We start from the raw sequence: 19437 nt of genomic DNA, 5'->3' as shown, positions 1-19437 counted from the left end.
AAGTTATGTCCACAACGTACAGACGATCACGCGGTGGCCGCCTCGCGTCCACCCCGCTCTACCAGCGGCATCTCAAACGGCGGCTGCCGTACTAGGCAACAAGCCGACACTCCATAGAGCGGACGGCGATCTACCGTGTCTTCTGTGACGAGCCCCGTCCCTGCGTTCGCCGGTCCGGTAATCTCTCCCTGGAGACGCTCGCCCCGGATGGCACCAGAGGCCTTCCGGTCACTCATGACGCAGCGTCTACACCAGCCCCAGTCGTCGGTGTCGACATGTATCCAACGTGGAGTGTCCTGCACATTCTTGGTGCCGTGACCTCGGTGAAGAACACGGACACCGCTCTCCGGGTACGCGGCAAGGACGGCATGGGTGGTACTGGTCCCGCTTCCACCCGCCGCCGGGCGGTAGGCAGCCCCGCACAGCAGAGCGGGGGCGAGCCAGTGTGGTGGCTCGCCCCCCGCTGCTGTCGAACCCCGCAGTGGGTGTCGTGCGGTGAACGCTGGCGCGAAACTAGAGGATCCGGTCAGAGCGCGTCAACGCGGCCGACGAGGTTGACCTTGATGCCAATGCGGTCGAACATCGCGGCCTTGGTGACGAGCGCCTTGTCGGCGGTCTCGGCGTCGGGGGCGTAGACGAGCTGGGCGTGGTTTGCCTTATGGCGAGCCATGAACTGGTCGCGGCTGATGTCGTGCAGCACGACGTGCGCGATCGGCCATTCGGGGTTCGTGGCATCCTTGCGCCGCTGCGTCTCTTCGGTGGGCAGCTCGATCACGCTGCCCCGGAAGATGTCGGCCTGCAGGATCCCGTCGGCGATGAAGACACGCGAGAGCACGACCTCGCCAGGCTTCGATACGCCGTTGATGGTCGAACCGCCGGCGGGAAAGAACACCGGGCCCTGGCGCCAGCCCTCGGCCTTGTCCCATCCGCCCAGGTGCGAGCCGGGCACCGAACCGGAGATTTCGTATACCCACACGAACTGGCCGTCGTAGTCCTCGCCCCAGCGCACGTCGTGCAGCGTGTTGTCGGGGAGGAGGCCCATCGCCGTCCACACCCGGTCGGTGACGAGCGCGTCCACCGCGACGCCCTCGTCCACTTCGTTGAAGTGCGGGAACGCGCGGCCCGCGAACAGCTCACGCGAACCGTCGCGCGAGAACACCGGCGGGCGCTCTGTCGAGTTCAGGATGCCCTCGGCGAGATCGGAGGCCGGCACGAGGTCTTTGAGGCCCTGCTGGTACTGGATCCCGACGGCATCGAGACCGAAGTCGTCGGCGATACGCAGCGCCGCGATGTACATCTTCAGCTGCCACCGCACCTGCGCCTCGGTGAGCTCAGTGGCCTCGTCGGTGCCGAACCGGAAGGTCATGCCCTTGCCTGTCAGCCAGTCGCGGGCGGCGTCGGCCTCGGCGTCCGCTACCGTCAGCATCTCGGCGTACAGCGCCGACTGCGACAGGCGCTCCTTGTAGATGCCGAGCTTGTTGAGCAGCTCGTCGTCGAAGATCGCGTTGTACATGCCCATGCAGCCCTCGTCGAACACGCCGATGATGGCCTTCTCGGCGAGCAGCTGGTCGCCGAGTGCGCAGCCGAGTTCGACCTCTGGCGTGTCGGGCAGGGCGGGAAGCGGCCGTACGTGCGAGTCGTCGTGGGTGATGCGCCCGGATTCGGTCCACTCCTTGAGCCCGCGCTTGAACCAGTCATCCGTGAAGTCGACCGACCAGATCGTGGCGTATTCCTTGCCCATCTTGGTCAAGCCGGCGTTGAGCCCGAGGAGACCGACCAGGCCCGGCCATTCCCCGGCGAAGTTCGCCACCGTGAGGATGGGGCCTTCGTGGGTGCGGAGCCCCGCGAGCACGTGGTGCGAGTACTGCCACACGGCCTCGGCGACGATGAGCGGGGCATCCGTCGGGATGTTCTTGAAGACCTCCAGCCCCATGCGCTGGCTCGAAATGAACCCGTGCCCCGTCTCGGGGTCGACCTCGTTCGCGCGGACGACGCTCCACCCGAGCTCCGCGAGAGCCGCCGTCACGTCGGCCTCCATTCGCGCCTGCGTTGGCCAGCCGGCCTTGTTGGCCGACTCGCGGAGGTCGCCGCTCGCGATGAGGTAGGCGGTCTTCGGCGCGATGGCGGGCCGCTCGGCCTTCACGGGCATCGTGTAGGTGCTCATCAGATTCCTTCCGTGCGTTGCAGGGCGGCGAGGCCGTGCGCGACGTCCTTGCTGCCCCGATAGAGATCGAGGTACAGGTCGAACAGGCGGTCGTAGAGCGCGGCGCGATCCGCGTCCGGCTCGACGACGGTTTCGACGGGATTCCAGTCTTCGATGCGGGGAGGCGTACCGTCCGCCGCGACCGCTCCTGCGGCGAGGAACGCGGCACCGTAGCTGGCGCCGATCGTGATGCGGGGCACCTCCTGGACGAGGCCCGTCACATCCGACACCACCCGCAGCCACAGCGAGCCCTGGGTTCCGCCGCCCACCGCGACGATGCGACGGATGTCGGCGCCGGCGGCTCGCATCGTCTCCACGTTGTGACGCACACCCAGCGCGGTCGCCTCGAGCGCGGCCCGGTACAGGTCGCCACGACCGTGCGTGACGGTCAATCCCGCGATGACGCCTCGCGCCTCCGGGTCAAGGATCGGCGTGCGTTCACCCGCGAAATACGGGAGCATCAACAGGCCGCGGGCGCCCGGGCCCGATTCCTCGGCCTCGGCGAGGAGCGTCGGGTAGTCGGCATCCGACAGCTGCTTCAGCCAGGCCGTCAACGCACCCGACGTCGCAAGGCCTCCGGCGAGGTTGCGCGTACCCGGGAACGCGCCGACGGTCGTCCACATCGAGGGCGTACGCAAGGTCGCGGTGCCGGTGGCAACGAGGAACATCGTCGTGCCGTACATCAGCATGAGGTCGCCCGGTCGGTGCGCCCCGACGCTCACCGCCTCGGTCCAGGCGTCGATCGTGCCGGTGATCACGGGTGTGCCCTCGGGGATGCCCGTGGCGCTGGCCGCGTCGGCGGTCACCGTCCCGGCGACCTCGTTGGCCCACCTCAGCGGCGGGGCCTCGATTCCCGGCGCGTACCGCTGCCACCACGGTTCGTGCCAACGCTCGGACTCGACGTCGTACAGCGGAGAGACCTGGCTCGCCGACTGGTGGTCGAGCAGGTACGACCCGGTGAGCTGAAAGGCGAGCCAGCTCGCGGGCATGAACAGCCGCCGAGCGCGGCGGTATGTCTCGGGCTCCTCGTCGGCGATCCACGCGATCTTCGGCCCGCCGGCCTGGGTGGTCAGCGCGGATCCTCCGATGCGGGTGATCTCGTCGGCACCGAGCTCGCGGGTGATCCGTGCGATCTGGGCCGTCGCACGGGTGTCGACGCCGTAGAGGATGGCCGGTCGTACCGGCTCGCCCTGCTCGTCGACGAGCAGCACACACGGACCCATGCCGCTCACACCCACGCCCACCACGGAGACGTCGTGCGCAGACGCCTCTGCGAGGAGCCGGCGGCTGAGCTCGACGAACTCCGCCCACCAGACATGCGCGTCCATCTCGACCCATCCGCTGCGTGGACGTTCGACGTCGTGCGCGACGGTGGCCGACGCGATGATCCGCCCACGCTCGTCGACGAGGACGCCCTTGCTGCTCGATGTGCCGATGTCGACGCCGATGGTGCATCGAGTCACGAGGCCACCTCCGTCGCGTCGCGCCCGAGCCGCGCGGGCTGCAGCTCGCCGCGCAGCACCACCGTACGGGCGGGATCGGTGTTCCCCTCGATGCGTTCCAGGAGCATGCGCGCCGCCGTGACGCCCATCTGCCGCGCCGGCAGCCGAACGACGGTGACGACCTCGGGAGTGAGCGTGGTGAACGGTAGCGAACCGACGACGGCGACGCCGACGTCGGGAGGCGTCAGGCCGCGTTCGGTGAGTACCTGCAGCGCTCCGACACCGAGGAGGTTGTTCGCCGCGACGACGGCGTCGGGCCGCAGCTGCGGGCCGTCGAGCAGCTCAGCGGCAGCCTCTCGCCCACCCTCGACTCGAAAGCTGGAATGACGCAGCAGCCCGGTGAGATCGACATCGACGCGAGCGGTCATGGCGTCACGCCACCCTTTCGCGCGCTCGACTGCGGTCTCGACGTTGTCGGGACCGGTCATGCAGGCGATGCGGCGGTAGCCGGCATCGAGAAGCGCCTCCGTCGCGATGCGGCCCGCTGCCCGGTTGTCCATCACCACGCTGTCCACGTCGTAGCCCGAGCGACGGTCGACCGCAACGACCGGTCGACCATCGGCGAGAACGTCGTCGAGATCGGTGTGGTCCGATGCGGCCGCGATGATGACCCCGGCCATGCTTCCGGCTATCGCGATGCGCAGGTAGGAATTCTCCTTCTCCTGACGGGCGTCGGAGTTGCACAGCACGACCGAGTACCCGACCTCCTGCGCGACGTCCTCCACTCCGCGTGCCATCTCCGTGAAGTAGGGGTTCTCGATGTCCGGGATGATCAGCGCGATCACCTCCGTGCTCTGCTTACGCAGGGTGCGCGCGGCCCGGTTGGGTGTGAACCGAAGCTTGCGAGCCGCCTCGCGAACCGCCTGCGCCTTCTCTTCCGAGACGGCGGCTCCGTTGAAGACACGTGAGACGGTCGCCGGCGAGACGCCGGCAAGACTCGCGACCTCATAGATGGTGGCCATTGATGCCTCTCTGCCCGAAGTGCACCGGGACGGATGGTGAACGTGCACAGCTGTGTGCCGCGCTCGAGGTTCTGCTCTCGCACCCCCCGTCGAGCGATCAGATCGACGTATCCTCCGTCGACGTGCTGTGCACGTTCTCCCGCAGTCTGTCCCACACGACGTCCAGTCGGCGTCGGGCGTGGTCGTCCAGCCCCGGGAGCGGCCGTCGGCAGGTGCCCAGCGGGATCGACCGCTTGCCTGCGAGGTACTTCGCGGCCGCGAACACCCCCTCCTCGACGAGCGCCTGGACGGTGTCGTTGATCCGGGTCTGCACGGTGCGCGCCCCGTCGACGTCACCTCGAGCGTGGCGCGCCCTCAGCGACCGGAAAAGCTCGATCTGCAGTCCGATCGTCGTCCCGATCGCCCCCCTCGCGCCGATGCAGAGGGCCGGCAGGTACAGCTCGTCGAAGCCGTTGATGAGGCTCAGGTGGGGATATCGCTGAATCAGCCGTTCCGCGCCGTAGAGGTTGTGCGACGTGTGCTTGATCCCCACCACTTGGGACAGCTCCAGCACCCCTTCAAATCCACCGTCCGAGATGTCGCGGCCAGTGAACTGCGGGATGTTGTAGAGGATGAACGGCAGGTCAACCGCATCGATGACGGCGCGGAAGTGGGCGACGACCTCCGCCGTCGAATACTTGTAGTACAGCGGCGGGATCATCGAGATCGCCGCTGCGCCAGCCTCGCGTGCGGCCTCCGCGAGCGAGATCGCCTCCCGCGTCGACATCGCACCCACATGCGCGTACACCGGGACCCGTTCGCCCGCCGCCTCCACGGCCGACCGGGTGAGTGCGATCCGCTCATCGGTGCTGAGCAGGAGGCCTTCGCCGGACGAGCCGGCGACGTATATGCCCTCGACTCCTCGCGAGATATCGCCGTCCACCATCAGCGAAAACGCGTCGAGATCGAGAGTCTCGTCGACCCGGATCGGCGTCGGCGCGGCGACGATCAGACGGTCGCCGATGGTGCTGGTCACCATGCGGTCCACCCCCCGTCCACGACGAGGTTCGCCCCGGTCATGTACCGCGACGCAGCGGAGGCGAGGAAGATGAGGGCGCCGTTGTACTCGTCGGCCTCCGCCATTCTGCCGATCGGCATGCGCGCCGTGTAGTTCGCCTGGAACTTCGCGTCCTGCGTGTCGCGGCGTACACCGGATGGTGTGAGGGTGTTTACCCGGATGCCTGTCTTGCCCCAATAGGTGGCGCAGTAGCGCGTCAGGTTGTAGAGCCCCGACTTCGCGGCGGAGTAGGCCACCGGCTTGATGAACGGGATGCCGGTGTCCTCCGCCTTGTACGCGTAGATGTCCTGGACGGGGGAGACCATCCCGTAGATCGAACCGATGTTGATGATTGATCCCTCGAGCCCCGCCTCGCGCATGCGTCGGCCGGCCGCCTGCGTCACCAAGAAGGTACCGACGAGGTTGGTGTCGACGACCTCACGGAACACCTCGGCGGGGAACTGCTCGAACGGCCCGGACACCTCCGGCGGGGCGCTGGGCTGGGTGTCGAGACCAGCGTTGTTCACGAGGATCGTCGGGACACCCCACGCCTGCGTGATCCGATCGAAGCCCGCCTCCACGCTGGCCTGATCGGTGATGTCCATCGTGACCGCCATCAGCCGATCGGCGTCGACGGTAACTCCGAGCTTCGCCGCCGGGTCGACCACCTCGCTGCGCGAGGTCACCGCCACGCGGGCGCCGCGTGCGTGCAGCGCCTTGACGAACTCGGCACCGATCTGGCCGAAACCACCTGTCACGACGGCGATGTGGTCGTGCACCGAGAACAGCGGATCGAACCCTTCCGACATGGTCGGTACTCCTTCGGTTGCGGCTTGTCAGCCCTTGACGGAACCTGCTGTCAGGCCGGACACGATGCCGCGCTGGGCCCACAGGAAGAAGATGATCGCCGGGAGCGCAAACAGCAGCGCACACAGCATGACGACATTCATCGGCGTGTAGAACTGCCCGAGGAATGAGGCAAGCCCCACGGGGGCGGGCCACAAATCCGAATCCGAAATGAACGTGTTGGCGAACATGAATTCGTTCCAGCCGTCGAAGAACGCGATGACGGCAGCGGCGGCGATACTCGGGCGGATCAGCGGCAGCACGATCGTGAACAGCATGCGCAGGCGCGAGCACCCGTCGATTCGCGCCGATTCCTCGATCTCGTAGGGGATTTTGTCGATGCCGCTCTTGATGATGAACATGCTCACCGGCATCACGAATGCGGTGTCCGCGAGCACGAGCCCCCAGTGGCTGTTCAGCAGGCCGGCGCCCGCGAAGATCGCGTACAGAGGCACGATGATGAGTGCCTCTGGCAGCATCTGGGTGCTGAAGAAGATGAACCCGGCAATGCCTCGCCCGCGGAAGCGGTAGCGGCTGAGCGCGTATGCCGCCATCGTCGCGAGCACGAGACTGAGGACCGTCGTTCCCGCGGCAATCACAAAGGAGTTGCAGAGCCAGCGCAGGATCGGGACCTCCGAGAGGAAGGTGCCCCACTGGCCGATGTTCGCGAACTCCGGGACCAGAGGCTGACCGTCGCGGTAGAGGGACTGCTCGGTCCCCAGCGACGTGCCGAGCATCCAGTAGACGGGGAAGCCGGTGAAGACGACCAGTAGCGTGATGAGGATCGCTTTGCCGAGGCTGCCCATCCGGGCGAGGGCTCCACGCCGACGCAGCGGCTTCATCGAGGTGAGAGAGGTGGTCATCGCTGGCTCTCCTGACGCTCCTGGATCTGCTCGATGACGAAGTAGACGACCGTCACGAGCAGCGAGAGGACGAGACCGAGCGCGCCGATCGCGGCCGCGCGGCCGAGATTCTGGTCCTGGAAGGCGGTGCGGTAAACGTTGACGACGAGGGTGTTGGTCTTGTCGAGCGGCCCACCGCCCGTGATCAGGAAGATGATCTCGAATCGGCGGATCGACCAGATCGTCATCAGCAGCGTGATGACACGAATCGTCGGCATGATGTGCGGGAGGGTGACGGCACGGAACGACTGCAGGGGCGAGGCGCCGTCGACCCAGGTGGCCTCGCGCAGCTCGTGCGGCACGCTCTGCAGTGCGCTCAGCATGACGAGCAGGACCAGCGGTGTGAGCTTCCAGACCGTGGCGAGGGTCACCGAGAAGAGCCCGTATCGCGGGTCGACAAGCCAGCCGTGCTGGCCAAATCCGAGCGCCGTCGTGGTGCCGTTGAGGACGCCCTGCTCATTGTTGTAGATCCAGACGAAGATCAGGGCGGCCGCGACGGTGGGCACGGCCCACGGGACGGTGGCGATGGCGCGGACCAGGCCGCGCCCGCGGAACGACTTGTTCAGCAACAGCGCCGCGGCGGTGCCGATGCCGACGGCGAAGACGACCGTGAAGAGCGTGTACAGCAGGGTCGTGCCGACCGAGGCCCAGAACTTGTCGCTGGCGAGCAGGTAGTCGTAGTTGTCCAGACCGACGGACCGGCCGCCGTCGGGATTTACCAGCTTGGTCGCGGTGAAGGACAGCAGGACTCCGCGGATCAGCGGATAGACGGTGAAGATCGCCAGGTACGCGATCGCCGGGAAGAGGAAGAGATATGCGCCGTTACGCTCGATGAAGGGTGAGAGCTTTCCTCTGCCGCGCCGCCGATTCACGGACCGCGCGCTGCGCTGCGGTGTCTGCGCCCTCTCGGCCGTGTTCGTGGCCATCGTGGTCCTTTCCGTTGAGCGGGGGTGGGCGGCGCAACCACCCACCCCCGCGCACATCAGCTGAGCTCTGCCTTGAGCGCCTTCTGCACGCCGGCAAGCTTCGCCGCAACGTCACCGCCGTTGACACGCAGGTCCTCGACAGCCGTCAGGAACTCACGCCAGATAACCTTGCTCTCGGTCTCGAAACCCTCGACGAGAGTCGAGCGAGAGGTCTTCGCGGCCTCCAGGAACTGAGTGGCCCACGGGTTCGCCTTGAGGAACTCGGGGTCAGGCTCGACATCGGTGGCCATCGCCGAGGCACCCAGACCGGCGCGGAGGGCGGTCTGTCCCTTCTCACCGAGAACCCAGCGAACGAAGTCCTTCGCAGCCTCCTTGTTCTTGCTCGCCGCGTTGACGGCGAGGATCAGCTGCGAGTTGGAGCCCGCGTTCGCCATGGGCAGTGGCGCGGCACCCAGGTTCTGACCGTTGATCACGTTCTTGGGATTGCTCGTGAGGGTGGTCGCGACGCCAGAGTTCTCGAACAGCATGCCGACCTGACCTTGACCGAACTTCGCGCGGAAGGTCGACGCGTCGTCGCCGATCGGCGCGACGCCGGACTTGAAGGTCTCCAGGAAGGCCTCGACCGCCTTGACGTTCGCGGGGGCGTCGATCGTGAGCTCCTTGCCGTCGCTCAGTTCGCCGCCGAAGCCGTAGATCCAGTTCGCCATTTCGAGCGTCCAGCCGTCGATTTCGGCGGTCTGGTGGCGTCCGGCCCAGCCGGCGATGCCGCGCTGCTCCTTGATGGTCTTCGCGGTGGCGAGGAACTCGTCGAACGTCGTGGGGACCTTCAGGCCGAGCTCGGTGAAGAGGTCCTTGTTGTAGATGACCGTGTTGTAGGTCGGTCGCTCCCAGTTGAACCCGAACTGCTTGTCTTGGAAGAAGCCCGCCTTGTTGGTGCCGTTCAGCGAGTCGCCCAACTCCTTCGCGATGTCATCGAGCGGCTCGAGCACCCCGGCGTCGGCGAGCGACGCGAACTGGCTGTCCTGCAGCACCATCACGTCCGGGCCGCCGCGGGCGCCCAGCTCGGTGCTGAGCTTGTCGGCGTAGTTCGCGAACGGGATCTCGATCTTCGTCAGCGAGACATTGCCGTCGGGGCCGGTGTAGCCCTTCACCGCGTCCCAGAGGATCGGTCCCTTGCCGTCCTCGAGGAACTGCCAGTTGGAGAAGGTCAGTTCGCCGCCGGCGCTCTTGCCGGACGAGTTACCTCCGCCCGCGGTGCTGCATGCGCTCAGCGCAAGCACGGCGGCGGCCGCGACGCTCATGACCTGCACGCCGCGTCGTGTCACGCCCGCTCGTGGTGATGCCATGCCCCTGAACAACTTCATGGTGTACTCCTTTGTCACACGCCACGCGTGGCTGGTGCTGTGGCGCAGATATCGGTTACGCGGAGTGGTCTATGAAATCGATTTCACGGCACGGTACCCAGGCTCCGTGATCTTGTCAACAGCAGGCGATGCTGCACATGCATGAGAGCGACCAGCGATAAGGCGCGAATCCGGCCAGAAGATCAGACCAGGGCAGCAAGCGGGCGCGGGTATCGACGATCCCATGAATTCCTACGCTCCGTGATCGACGTAGAGTGGTCACGTGCTGACGACCGGGGCGCCACCCGACTGGGCGTCGGTGGAGATCGCAGTCCCGCGCCCGTCAGATCGGCTGCCGGGGATCAGCATGGCCGGGTTCGCCAACGTGTCCCCGCACTCGTGGACATCACCATGGTCGCGCATCCCGCCGTCACCCTGATCGTCGACCTGAGCGAGGGCGAAGGCCTCGGCTACGACACCCAGGGCTGGCACCAACACGACATGTCGTCGTGCTTCTGCCCGGCGATCTTCGGGCAACTGGCTCAAGCCGCAGTGGATGAACGCCGGCACGAAGCTGGAATGTCGTCCCGGCCGGGCCGGCAAGTCAACTGCCAGTCAGCTTCTCGGCCCTGAAGGGCCGAGCTTGCAGATCATGGTCGGTGCTGGGTGCATCGGTCACGCCGCGTTTGGCAGGCTGACGGCTGCCCAGTCCGCGGCACCGCGTGCGGCGATGTTGCGGGCTGCGTTGACGTCGGCGTGTTCAGCGAAGCCGCACGACGTGCATCGGAAGGTGGCTTGGTTGGGGCGGTTGGCCTTGGCGATGTGTCCGCAGGCGCAGCAGCCCTGCGAGGTGTACGCCGGGTCGACGTGGACGACCGCCACCCCGGCCCGGCCCGCCTTGTAGGCGATGAACTGGCCAAGCTGGTGGAATGCCCAGGTGTGCAGGGTGACCCGCTGGGGCCGTCGGAGCGTACCCGGTCGCGGATGCCCGTGAGGTTTTCCAGGGCGATCCCGCGGCCGGTGCGTTCGGCCTCGGTCACGATCTGCTTGGCGATGCGATGGTTGGTGTCGGCCGCGAACCGGGCTTCCTTACGCCGGCGGGCCTTCAACAGCCGCTTGGCGGACTTGGTGCCGATGCGCTGGAGCTTGGCCCGCAACCGCTGGTTACGATGCCGCACCCGGTTCAAAGCCTTGCCCGAGTGTCGGGTGTCGTCGTTGGTCGTGGCGATGTTCGCGATGCCCAAGTCGACGCCGAGGAACCCGTCCGGCTCTTTCACCTCGACGTCGGGGATGTCGCAGGTGGCGTACAGGTACCACTTGCCGTCACGGCACACCAGGTCCGACTCGCCCTTGCGGTGGACGGCCAGGATGGCGTACTGCGCGTCGGAACAGCGGAACGGGATGCGTCCCGACCGTCCCCGAACAGTCCAGATCGACACCGTGCGGCCGGCGATCTGCCACGACAGGCAGCGGTCGTCGAACGGCTGCGCGGCGTCACACCGAAACAGGATCGGCTTCGACTCGACCTTACGACGGCGCGCTGATCCGGACTTGCCCAGGTTGCCGGCGCTGATGTTGGCTTTCAGGGTCGCGTACGCGCCGGCGACCTTACGGGCCACGTGGATCGCCGGCTGCGCCGACAGGCCCATCTCTTTCAGCTGCCCGTAGGTGAGCCGCTGCAACGCCTGCTTCCCGAACACGCGCAACCGGTACGCCTCGCCCGAGGCAAGGTTCGCGGCCTCGTTGCACAGGGCCAGCGTGTCCCGCAACGCCGCCTCCTGGGCGGCATCCGGGAACAGGCGCACCTGCACAACCACCTTCACGTCCACAGTCTACCATCTGGTCTATGTCACCACGATGGACCCCGGACCCCAATGTTCGCCGAGGACGCAGCGTCGTCTACAACCTTCACGCGCATCTGGTCTTTGTCACCAAATACCGCCGGGACGTACTCAACGACGCGATGCTCACCCGCTGCGAGCAGGTCATGGCCGACGTGTGCGCCGGCATGAGCGCGGAGCTGGCCGAGTTCAACGGCGAAGACGACCACGTGCACCTGCTCGTGCGCTACCCGCCGAAGCTGGCCATCTCCACGCTCGTCAGCTCACTCAAAGGCGTGTCCGCCCACTACCTGCGTAAAGAATTCACCGGGCGGATCAACCGGCACATCATGCACGGCCACCTGTGGTCACCGTCGTACTTCGCCGCCTCCTGTGGCGGGGCACCACTGGAGATCGTCAAGCAGTACATCGCCAACCAGAAACGTCCAGGCCCGTGACGCGATTCCTCCCGGCCCTAAACGGCCGGGATTCCTCGCTAAACCTTGTTGACGAGTTGGATCACGGCGACCACGACGAGACCGGCGCCGAACAGAGTGATGCCGCCAGCCGCGAGGACGGGGGCTACGCGGCTGGCCAGCCGCAGCACGGTACGCGACTGCGCGCCGCGGACGACCAGGGAGCTGCCGGCGACCGCGAGGAGGCCGACGCCGAAGAGCACGACGGCCATCCCGAGGCCGAACGTCAGGACGAGCAGTAGGGCAAATCCGGCGCGGCCGAGAAACAGCCCGGTCGCCAGCACGAGGAAGGCGGCCGGAGAGGGGGTGAGCCCGCCGGACATGCCGAGCAGGAGCAGTCCGGGACGCCTGCCGTGGTCGTGCTCGTGCTCATGGCCGTGGCCGTGGCCGTGATGGTGGCCGTGGCTGTGGCCGTGATGGTGGCTGTGGCTGTGGCCGAGCAGGTGCCGGCGCACCATCCACAGGCCGGTGGCCAGGACGATCACGCCGGCGCCGAGCTGCAGCCAACTCGTGAGTTCCTGCATCCGGACGACGTCGGACAGGGACAGGAACGTCCATGCCACGCCGATCACCAGCACGGAGACCGTGTGCATGACGGCCACCGAGCCGCCCAGCCAGGCGGCGTCGCGGATCCGGCCGCGCGAGCCGACGAGGTACGCGGCGGCCAGGCTCTTGCCGTGCCCGGGCGCCACCGCGTGTCCGGCGCCCGCGAGAAAGGCGAGGGCGAACGCCAGCGGCGGCACACCCGGCGAGTGGATGAGATCCTCTAGCCGGTCCGACAGGGACGCGAGGTAGGCGGTGACGTCGTTCATGCCACGGTCCTCCGGCGACGCGACCGCCGCCACATGATCAGCATCGCGACCAGCAGTGCACCGCCGGTGACGGCGGCGATCTGGGCGGCGGCGCTGCGGCCGAGGCTGCTGCTGCCCGCCGCCGGCGTGCCGGCGAGGACCCAGTCGTGGGAGTCCTCGCCCGAGCCGTACACCGCGCGCTGGCCGTGCGGACCGGTGGCCAGAGCACGGTACGCGGGGTGGAGATCAGTCAGCATCCGGACCGCGACCGTGACCATGCCGACCGACCCTGGGCACGTGTAGTCGACGGTCGCGCCGATCCGGGCTAGGGACTTCGGCGGCTCGACGGCGCCGAGGCACGATCGCTCGCGGTCGGTGACCGTGATCTGCTTGAGCAGGTAGGCCGCGAACTCCTCGGATGAGCCGATCACGGCGGCGTCCGTGTGCCGATAGTCGATCGCGCCGTCCGCCAGGACGCGGTCTTGCGGCAGCAGGCCGAGCGAAACCCCGAGCAGGGTCAGGTCGTCGGGGCCGCCGACGTGCCACCGCACGCGCACGACCTCGGGTCGCTGCTGGTCGCGTGCGATGGTCACGGTCTGCGGATCGCCGAACGGATGCGCCGCCGCCGGGGCGGGTGCGGCCGTGATCGAGCCGGTGACGGCGCAGGCCGCCAGCGCGACAGCTCGCGCCGCGTCGCGCCGACGCCGAAGTCCGAATGATGACAAGGAAAGGCTCCAGATCCTGCCGTGACGGGAGTCGGCCTCACCTTGTCGACTGTTGGGAAACGCGCAGGTCCGAGGCAGTGTGTGGCGCGGAACGGTGACGTGAACAGTCAGTTGATCAGTCTCGAGGGCGGCAGCGTCGGTGCCACCGGCACGAGGTCGGCGTCCGAGTGCGCCAGGATTGCCGTGGGAGTGTCCGCGACCGCGCACACCGACCGGGCCGGGAAGGTCCTGGCCGATCTTCCCGGCCCCGGTGAGGCGCCCGTTCCTCGTCAGCCGACCGACCCTGCCGGCCTTCGGTTCGGGCCGAGGTGCCGGGCGTACGCGCCGGTGGTGAAGAACGCGGGCAGGTCCTCGCCGAGCGCGGTGTCCTCGACGATCCGCGCGGCCTGCTCGGCGCGGTCACGGTGGCCGCCCACGCGGCCCGCCACCAGGGCGGCCAACTCCTCGGCGAGGATGGATCGAACCAGGTCGTCGGTGACGCAGCCGCCGCCGGCCAGGGGAGTGCGGTGGTGCAGCCACTGCCAGACCTGGCAGCGGGCGATCTCGGCGGTCGCCGCGTCCTCCATCAGGTTCGACAGGGCGACCGCGCCGACGCCGCCGAGCCAGGCGTCGATGTAGCGCAGCGCGACCGCGATGTTGGACCGCAGCCCCGTGGTGGTGACCTGGCCCGGGGTCTTGTCGACGGCGAGCAGGTCGGCGGCGGTGACGCTGACGTCGTCCCGGAGCCGGTCGAGCTGGTGTGGGTGCTCGCTCAGCACGGCGTCGAACTCCTCCCGGCAGGTTTCGACGAGACCCGGGTGGGCGACCCAGGAGCCGTCGAACCCGTCGCCGGCCTCCCGCCGCTTGTCCGCCCGCACCCGACCGAGGGCCACCTCGTTGACCTCGGGCTCCCGGCTGGGGATGAACGCGGCCATCCCGCCGATCGCGTGCGCGCCGCGCCGGTGGCAGGTCGCCACCAGCAGCTCGGTGTACGCGCGCATGAACGGCACCGACATGGTGACCTCGGACCGGTCCGGCAGGACGAAGTCCGGCCACTGCCCGAAGTTCTTGATCACGCTGAAGATGTAGTCCCACCGTCCGGCGTTCAGTCCCGCCGAGTGCTCGCGCAGCTCGTACAGGATCTCCTCCATCTCGAAGGCGGCGGTGATCGTCTCGATCAGCGTGGTGGCCCGGATGGTGCCCTGCGGCAGGCCGAGGTACCGCTGGGCGAAGACGAAGATGTCATTCCACAGCCGCGCCTCGCGGTGACTTTCGAGCTTGGCCAGATAGAAGTACGGTCCGGCGCCGGCGTCGAGCTGCCGCCGGGCGCAGTGGAACAGGTAGAGCCCGAAGTCGACCAGGCTGGCGGAGATCGGCCGACCGTCGACCGCGATGCCCTTCTCCACGAGGTGCCAGCCGCGCGGCCGGACCACGATCGTGGCCAGCTCGTCGCCGAGGGCGTACCGCTTGCCGCGTGGGTCGGTGAAGTCGATCCGCCGATCCAGCGCGTCGATCAGGTTGAGCTGACCGGCGATGACATTGTGCCAGGTGGGAGCGGTGGCGTCCTCGAAGTCGGCGAGCCACACCTTCGCCCCCGAGTTGAGGGCGTTGACCGTCATCCTGCGGTCGGTCGGTCCGGTGATCTCCACCCGCCGGTCGACCAGGCCGGGGGCCGGCGGCGCGACCCGCCAGGTGAGGTCGGCGCGGATCGCGGCGGTCTCCGGGAGGAAGTCGGGCAGTTGACCGGTGGCGTACCGGTCGCGGCGGGCCCGGCGGGTGTCCAGCAGGGCGACCCGGCGAGCGGCGAATTCGCTGTCCAGCGCGACCAGGAAGTCCAGCGCCTCGGCGGTGAGGACTTCGTCGAATCGTTCGGCCAGCGGGCCGATGACCTCGTACCTCACGCGAACTGCTCCTGCTCGGTCGAGCCGCGCAGCGCGGTGGTCTCCGCGGCCGGGTTGAGCACGGTGCTGATCAGGTCGAAGTAGCCGGTGCCCACCTCGCGCTGGTGCTTGACGGCGGTGTAGCCGTTCGCCTCGGCGGCGAACTCCCGCTCCTGCAGCGCCACGTAGGCGGACATTCCGTCGGTGGCGTACCCACGGGCCAGGTCGAACATCGAGTAGTTGAGGGCGTGGAAGCCGGCCAGCGTGATGAACTGGAACTTGTAGCCCATGTGGCCGAGCTCCCGCTGGAACTTGGCGACGGTCGCGTCGTCGAGGTGCTTACGCCAGTTGAACGACGGCGAACAGTTGTAGGCGAGCAGCTGGTCCGGGTACTGGTCCTTGATCGCCTCGGCGAACCGACGGGCGACCTCCAGGTCCGGGGTGGAGGTCTCCATCCAGAGCAGATCGGCGTGCGAGGCGTAGGCCAGGCCGCGGGCGATGCACGGCTCGATGCCGCTGCGTACCCGGTAGAAGCCCTCGGCGGTCCGCTCGCCGGTGACGAACGGACGGTCCCGCTCGTCCACGTCGGTGGTGAGCAGGGTGGCGGCCTGCGCGTCGGTGCGGGCGATGACCACCGAGGGCACGCCGGCGACGTCGGCGGCGAGCCGCGCCGCCTCGAGGGTACGGATGTGCTGGCCGGTGGGGACGAGTACCTTCCCGCCGAGGTGGCCGCACTTCTTCTCGGCGGCGAGCTGGTCCTCCCAGTGCACCCCGGCGGCGCCGGCCGCGATCATCGCGGTCATCAGCTCGTAGGCGTTGAGTGGGCCGCCGAACCCGGCCTCGGCGTCGGCGACGATCGGCGCCAGCCAGCCGATTCCCTCGGTGTCACCCTCGGCGGTGCTGATCTGGGCGGCGCGCAGCAGGGCGTTGTTGATCCGGCGCACCACCGCGGGCACCGAGTTGGCGGGGTAGAGGCTCTGGTCGGGGTAGGTGTGTCCGGCGAGGTTGGCGTCGGCGGCCACCTGCCAGCCGGAGAGGTAGATCGCCTTCAGGCCGGCGCGGACCATCTGCACGGCCTGGTTGCCGGTGAGCGCGCCCAGGGCGTGGATGTAGTCCTCGCTGTGCAGCAGCTGCCACAGCCGGTCGGCGCCGTGCCGGGCCAGCGTGTGTTCCTCCTGGATCGCCCCGCGTAGGCGCACCACGTCCTCGGCCCGGTAGCTGCGCCGCACTCCCTGCCAGCGTGGACTGGTCTCCCACTCGGTACGCAACTGCTCAGCGGCGTTCTGCATGGTCTGGTCCCCTCGAATGTCGGTGACGCCGGCATTTCGGACGTGCCCGTGGCGGCGTCGACTCGATGCCGGTCCGGCGTGCTGCCAACGGTCACACGGCGTCGGCGGCAGGTCGAGGGACGGAAAAGGCCAAGTTCTGAGAATTTCCCGCCCCTTTTTGCGAAGTTGCGAACCGCTATATTTTCTTTCTGCAAATAGTGCCGGACCAGCGAAGACCAGCAGGGAGGTGAGGGCGATCGCCAAGATCTTCGCGGGTGCCCGACTGCGCCGGATGCGCGAAGACCGCGCTCTCAGCCAGTCGCACCTGGCCCGCCTGCTGAACATCTCGCCCAGCTATCTCAACCAGATCGAACACGACTCCCGGCCGCTGACCGTCCCGGTGCTCATGCGCATCACCGAGGTGTTCGGCGTCGACTCGGCCGTCTTCGCCCCGCGGGACACCCCGAGGCTGGTCGCCGGGTTGCGCGAGGCGCTCCCCGGGCGGGCGGGCATCGCCGATCTCACCGAACTCGCCACCCGGCTGCCCGACGTCGCCGAGGCTGTCATCGACCTGCACCGCCGGTACCGGCAAACAGACGAGCAACTCGCCGAACTGCTCGGCGATCGCGAGACGATCGGCCGCAGCCCGCACGACCAGGTGACCGAGTTCTTCTACCGACGGCAGAACTACGTACCGGATCTGGACGAGGCGGCGGAGCGGCTGGCCGTGGCCATCGGATTCCGCCGAGGCGAGGTCCGCGCCGCGCTACAGGACCGGCTCGCCCATCGGCACGGCATTCTCGTCCGCCGCGACGACGCCGCCCTGCTCGGCGACGAACTGCACCGCTATCGCCCGCAGACCCGCACCCTGCACCTGTCGGCGTCGCTGCGAGCCGGGCAGGAGGCCATGCGGATGGCGGCGCAAATCGCGCTACTGGAGTTCGCCGACCTGATCGACGAGATCGTGGAGGAGGAACGGTACGACGAAACCCAGACCCAGATCCTCACCCGGGTCGGGTTGGCGAACTACTTCGCCGCCGCGCTGCTCCTGCCGTACGAGCAGTTCCTGACCGCGGCGGAGCAGCGCCGGTACGACATCGACCTGCTCACCCAGCACTTCGCGATGGGCTGGGAGACGGTGTGTCACCGGCTCAGTACGCTGCAACGCCCCCGCGCGCGTGGGGTGCCGTTCTCGTTCGTCCGGGTCGACCGGGCCGGCAACATGTCCAAACGCCAGTCCGCCACCGGCTTCCCGTTCTCCCACACCGGCGGCACCTGCCCGCTGTGGAACGTCTACGAGGCGTTCAGCTCACCCGGCCGGGTCGTCGTGCAGGTCGCCGCCATGCCCGACGGGCAACGCTACCTGTGGACCGCCCGCACCATCACCCGCCACCACGGCGGCTACAACCAGCCCGGCAAGGTTTACGCGATCGGCCTGGGCTGCGAGACCCGCCACGCCAACCGGTTGGTCTACTCCGCCGGGATGGACCTGCACGCGGCCGACGCCGCCACCCCGATCGGCCCCGGCTGCAAGACCTGCGAGCGGATGACCTGCCCGCAGCGGGCCGCCGCGCCGATCAGCCGCCAACTCGACCTGGACGAGAACCGGAGCACCTTCATCCCGTACCCGTTGAAGGGCTGAGCCGAGCCCGGCGCCGGGCGGGACGCGCCGCGATCGTGGGCGGCTCCGACGGGGTGGCGGTACGGCCGGAGACCTCGATCTCCGGCCGTCCACCCCCGACCGTCGGTCAGAAGTCGTCGTCGAAGGTGACCCTCCCGGTCACCCCGACCTGGTACGCCGACACCCGCCGCTCGAAGAAGTTCGACAGTTCCTGCACGTCCTGCAGCTCCATGAACGCGAACGGGTTCGCCGAACCGTAGCGGGGTGCGATGCCGAGGTGGACGAGCCGGCGATCGGCCACGTGCTGCAGGTATTCGCGCATGTCGGCCAGCGACAGCCCGGATACGCCCTGCTCGAGGAGGTCCTCGGCGAACTGGACCTCGCATTCGACCGCCTCGGCGAGCATCTCGGTGACCTGCCGTTCCAGTTCGGCGTCGAACAGGTCCGGCTCCTCCCGCCGGACGGTGTCCACCACATCGAACGCGAACGCCATGTGCATCGATTCGTCGCGGAACACCCAGTTGGTGCCGGAGGCGAGCCCGTTGAGCAGACCCCGCGAACGCAGGAAGTAGACGTAGGCGAAGGCGCCGTAGAAGAACAACCCCTCGATGCATGTGGCGAAGCAGATGAGGTTGAGCAGGAACGCCCGACGGTCGTCCCGGGTCCTCAGCTCGCGCAGTTCAAAGATTGAGTCGATCCAGCGGAAGCAGAACTCTGCCTTGCGCCGGATGGAGGGAATGTTCTCGATGGCGGCGAACGCGGCGAACCGTTCCTCCTCGTCGGGTACGTAGGTGTCGAGCAGGTTCAGGTAGAACTGGACGTGCACCGCCTCCTCGAACAGCTGCCGGGACAGGTAGAGCCGGCCCTCCGGGGAGTTGACGTGCTGGTAGAGGTTGAGCACCAGGTTGTTGGCGACAATGGTGTCGCCGGTGGCGAAGAAGGCGACCAGCCGGGACACCAGGTGCCGTTCGGCCGGGGTGAGCCGGGCCAGGTCGGCCAGGTCGGCGTGCAGGTCCACCTCCTCGACGGTCCAGGTGTTCTTGATGGCGTCTTTGAAGCGGTCGAAGAAGTGCGGGTAGCGCATCGGTCGCAGGGTCAGGTCCATGCCGGGGTCGAGCAGCAGGTGCCGTTCGCCGGTGCTGGCGGCGCGGGAATTG

Annotated in this window: 17 protein-coding genes; 3 read left to right on the top strand and 14 right to left on the bottom strand. The window is 68.0% G+C overall.

Translation table 11 applies throughout. The features are described 5' to 3' along the window. Positions 1 to 526 precede the first annotated feature (526 nt). The 8 genes from ABZ671_RS23915 to ABZ671_RS23880 form a co-directional block, all read right to left on the bottom strand. Positions 527 to 2164, bottom strand: a complete 1638-nt coding sequence (locus ABZ671_RS23915; RefSeq protein WP_357861955.1) for a fucose isomerase — start codon at positions 2162 to 2164, stop codon at positions 527 to 529. Further along, complete coding sequence (locus ABZ671_RS23910; RefSeq protein WP_357861953.1) at positions 2164 to 3666, bottom strand: FGGY family carbohydrate kinase; 1503 nt, start codon at positions 3664 to 3666, stop codon at positions 2164 to 2166. Before ABZ671_RS23910 ends, ABZ671_RS23915 begins: the two co-directional genes overlap by 1 nt. Further along, entirely contained in the window at positions 3663 to 4667 is a 1005-nt protein-coding gene (locus tag ABZ671_RS23905) for a LacI family DNA-binding transcriptional regulator (RefSeq protein ID WP_357861951.1), read from the bottom strand. Before ABZ671_RS23905 ends, ABZ671_RS23910 begins: the two co-directional genes overlap by 4 nt. Before the next feature lie 97 nt (positions 4668 to 4764). After that, a complete protein-coding gene (locus ABZ671_RS23900; protein ID WP_357861949.1) occupies positions 4765 to 5685 on the bottom strand; it encodes a dihydrodipicolinate synthase family protein in 921 nt (306 codons plus the stop codon). Then, a complete protein-coding gene (locus ABZ671_RS23895) occupies positions 5679 to 6512 on the bottom strand; it encodes an SDR family oxidoreductase (protein ID WP_357861947.1) in 834 nt (277 codons plus the stop codon). Before ABZ671_RS23895 ends, ABZ671_RS23900 begins: the two co-directional genes overlap by 7 nt. Positions 6513 to 6539: 27 nt before the next feature. After that, positions 6540 to 7412, bottom strand: a complete 873-nt coding sequence (locus ABZ671_RS23890; protein ID WP_357861945.1) for a carbohydrate ABC transporter permease — start codon at positions 7410 to 7412, stop codon at positions 6540 to 6542. Then, on the bottom strand, positions 7409 to 8377 hold the full coding sequence (locus ABZ671_RS23885) for a sugar ABC transporter permease (RefSeq protein ID WP_357861943.1): 969 nt from the start codon (positions 8375 to 8377) through the stop codon (positions 7409 to 7411). Before ABZ671_RS23885 ends, ABZ671_RS23890 begins: the two co-directional genes overlap by 4 nt. Positions 8378 to 8433: 56 nt before the next feature. Beyond that, positions 8434 to 9741: an extracellular solute-binding protein gene (locus ABZ671_RS23880; protein ID WP_357861941.1), complete on the bottom strand. Its 1308-nt coding sequence runs from the start codon at positions 9739 to 9741 to the stop codon at positions 8434 to 8436. A gap of 378 nt (positions 9742 to 10119) precedes the next feature. Here ABZ671_RS23880 and ABZ671_RS23875 point away from each other — a divergent pair, with 378 nt between their 5' ends. Next, a complete protein-coding gene (locus ABZ671_RS23875) occupies positions 10120 to 10353 on the top strand; it encodes a hypothetical protein (RefSeq protein ID WP_357861939.1) in 234 nt (77 codons plus the stop codon). 42 nt (positions 10354 to 10395) lie between these two features. Here ABZ671_RS23875 and ABZ671_RS23870 read toward each other — a convergent pair whose 3' ends face one another. Next, the gene (locus ABZ671_RS23870; RefSeq protein WP_357861959.1) at positions 10396 to 10629 is read right to left on the bottom strand and encodes a transposase; all 234 of its coding nucleotides are present in this window, start codon (positions 10627 to 10629) and stop codon (positions 10396 to 10398) included. Positions 10630 to 11566: 937 nt separating this feature from the next. Here ABZ671_RS23870 and tnpA point away from each other — a divergent pair. Next, positions 11567 to 11998, top strand: a complete 432-nt coding sequence (gene tnpA, locus ABZ671_RS23865; protein WP_357861937.1) for an IS200/IS605 family transposase — start codon at positions 11567 to 11569, stop codon at positions 11996 to 11998. 38 nt (positions 11999 to 12036) lie between these two features. Here the strand turns inward: tnpA and ABZ671_RS23860 are convergent, their stop codons facing one another. The 4 genes from ABZ671_RS23860 to aceA form a co-directional block, all read right to left on the bottom strand. Then, entirely contained in the window at positions 12037 to 12828 is a 792-nt protein-coding gene (locus ABZ671_RS23860; RefSeq protein ID WP_357861935.1) for a cobalt transporter, read from the bottom strand. After that, on the bottom strand, positions 12825 to 13532 hold the full coding sequence (locus ABZ671_RS23855; protein WP_357861933.1) for a hypothetical protein: 708 nt from the start codon (positions 13530 to 13532) through the stop codon (positions 12825 to 12827). The genes ABZ671_RS23860 and ABZ671_RS23855 overlap by 4 nt, the downstream gene beginning before the upstream one ends. A gap of 269 nt (positions 13533 to 13801) precedes the next feature. Beyond that, entirely contained in the window at positions 13802 to 15412 is a 1611-nt protein-coding gene (aceB, locus tag ABZ671_RS23850; RefSeq protein ID WP_357861930.1) for a malate synthase A, read from the bottom strand. Then, on the bottom strand, positions 15409 to 16680 hold the full coding sequence (gene aceA / locus ABZ671_RS23845) for an isocitrate lyase (protein WP_357861928.1): 1272 nt from the start codon (positions 16678 to 16680) through the stop codon (positions 15409 to 15411). Before aceA ends, aceB begins: the two co-directional genes overlap by 4 nt. A gap of 226 nt (positions 16681 to 16906) precedes the next feature. Between aceA and ABZ671_RS23840 the strand changes: the two genes are divergently transcribed. Further along, positions 16907 to 18301 (top strand): short-chain fatty acyl-CoA regulator family protein, encoded by a 1395-nt coding sequence (locus ABZ671_RS23840; RefSeq protein WP_357861926.1) that lies wholly within the window; start codon positions 16907 to 16909, stop codon positions 18299 to 18301. Positions 18302 to 18407: 106 nt separating this feature from the next. Here the strand turns inward: ABZ671_RS23840 and ABZ671_RS23835 are convergent, their stop codons facing one another. Then, on the bottom strand, positions 18408 to 19385 hold the full coding sequence (locus ABZ671_RS23835; RefSeq protein ID WP_357861957.1) for a ribonucleotide-diphosphate reductase subunit beta: 978 nt from the start codon (positions 19383 to 19385) through the stop codon (positions 18408 to 18410). Positions 19386 to 19437 lie beyond the last annotated feature (52 nt).

Source organism: Micromonospora sp. NPDC006766, assembly GCF_040636055.1.
Lineage (GTDB): Bacteria > Actinomycetota > Actinomycetes > Mycobacteriales > Micromonosporaceae > Micromonospora.
Note: the sequence above shows the minus strand (reverse complement) of the source record. Positions and strands in the feature narration are given on the sequence as shown.

What these genes read in the sequence shown, in the direction of transcription:
- ABZ671_RS23835 (WP_357861957.1), bottom strand. Translation starts at nt 19,385, where the DNA reads ATGGACCTGACCCTGCGACCGATGCGCTACCCGCACTTCTTCGACCGC.
- aceA (WP_357861928.1), bottom strand. Translation starts at nt 16,680, where the DNA reads ATGCAGAACGCCGCTGAGCAGTTGCGTACCGAGTGGGAGACCAGTCCA.
- ABZ671_RS23895 (WP_357861947.1), bottom strand. Translation starts at nt 6,512, where the DNA reads ATGTCGGAAGGGTTCGATCCGCTGTTCTCGGTGCACGACCACATCGCC.
- ABZ671_RS23915 (WP_357861955.1), bottom strand. Translation starts at nt 2,164, where the DNA reads ATGAGCACCTACACGATGCCCGTGAAGGCCGAGCGGCCCGCCATCGCG.
- ABZ671_RS23900 (WP_357861949.1), bottom strand. Translation starts at nt 5,685, where the DNA reads ATGGTGACCAGCACCATCGGCGACCGTCTGATCGTCGCCGCGCCGACG.
- ABZ671_RS23885 (WP_357861943.1), bottom strand. Translation starts at nt 8,377, where the DNA reads ATGGCCACGAACACGGCCGAGAGGGCGCAGACACCGCAGCGCAGCGCG.
- ABZ671_RS23860 (WP_357861935.1), bottom strand. Translation starts at nt 12,828, where the DNA reads ATGAACGACGTCACCGCCTACCTCGCGTCCCTGTCGGACCGGCTAGAG.
- ABZ671_RS23890 (WP_357861945.1), bottom strand. Translation starts at nt 7,412, where the DNA reads ATGACCACCTCTCTCACCTCGATGAAGCCGCTGCGTCGGCGTGGAGCC.
- tnpA (WP_357861937.1), top strand. Translation starts at nt 11,567, where the DNA reads ATGTCACCACGATGGACCCCGGACCCCAATGTTCGCCGAGGACGCAGC.
- ABZ671_RS23880 (WP_357861941.1), bottom strand. Translation starts at nt 9,741, where the DNA reads ATGAAGTTGTTCAGGGGCATGGCATCACCACGAGCGGGCGTGACACGA.
- ABZ671_RS23905 (WP_357861951.1), bottom strand. Translation starts at nt 4,667, where the DNA reads ATGGCCACCATCTATGAGGTCGCGAGTCTTGCCGGCGTCTCGCCGGCG.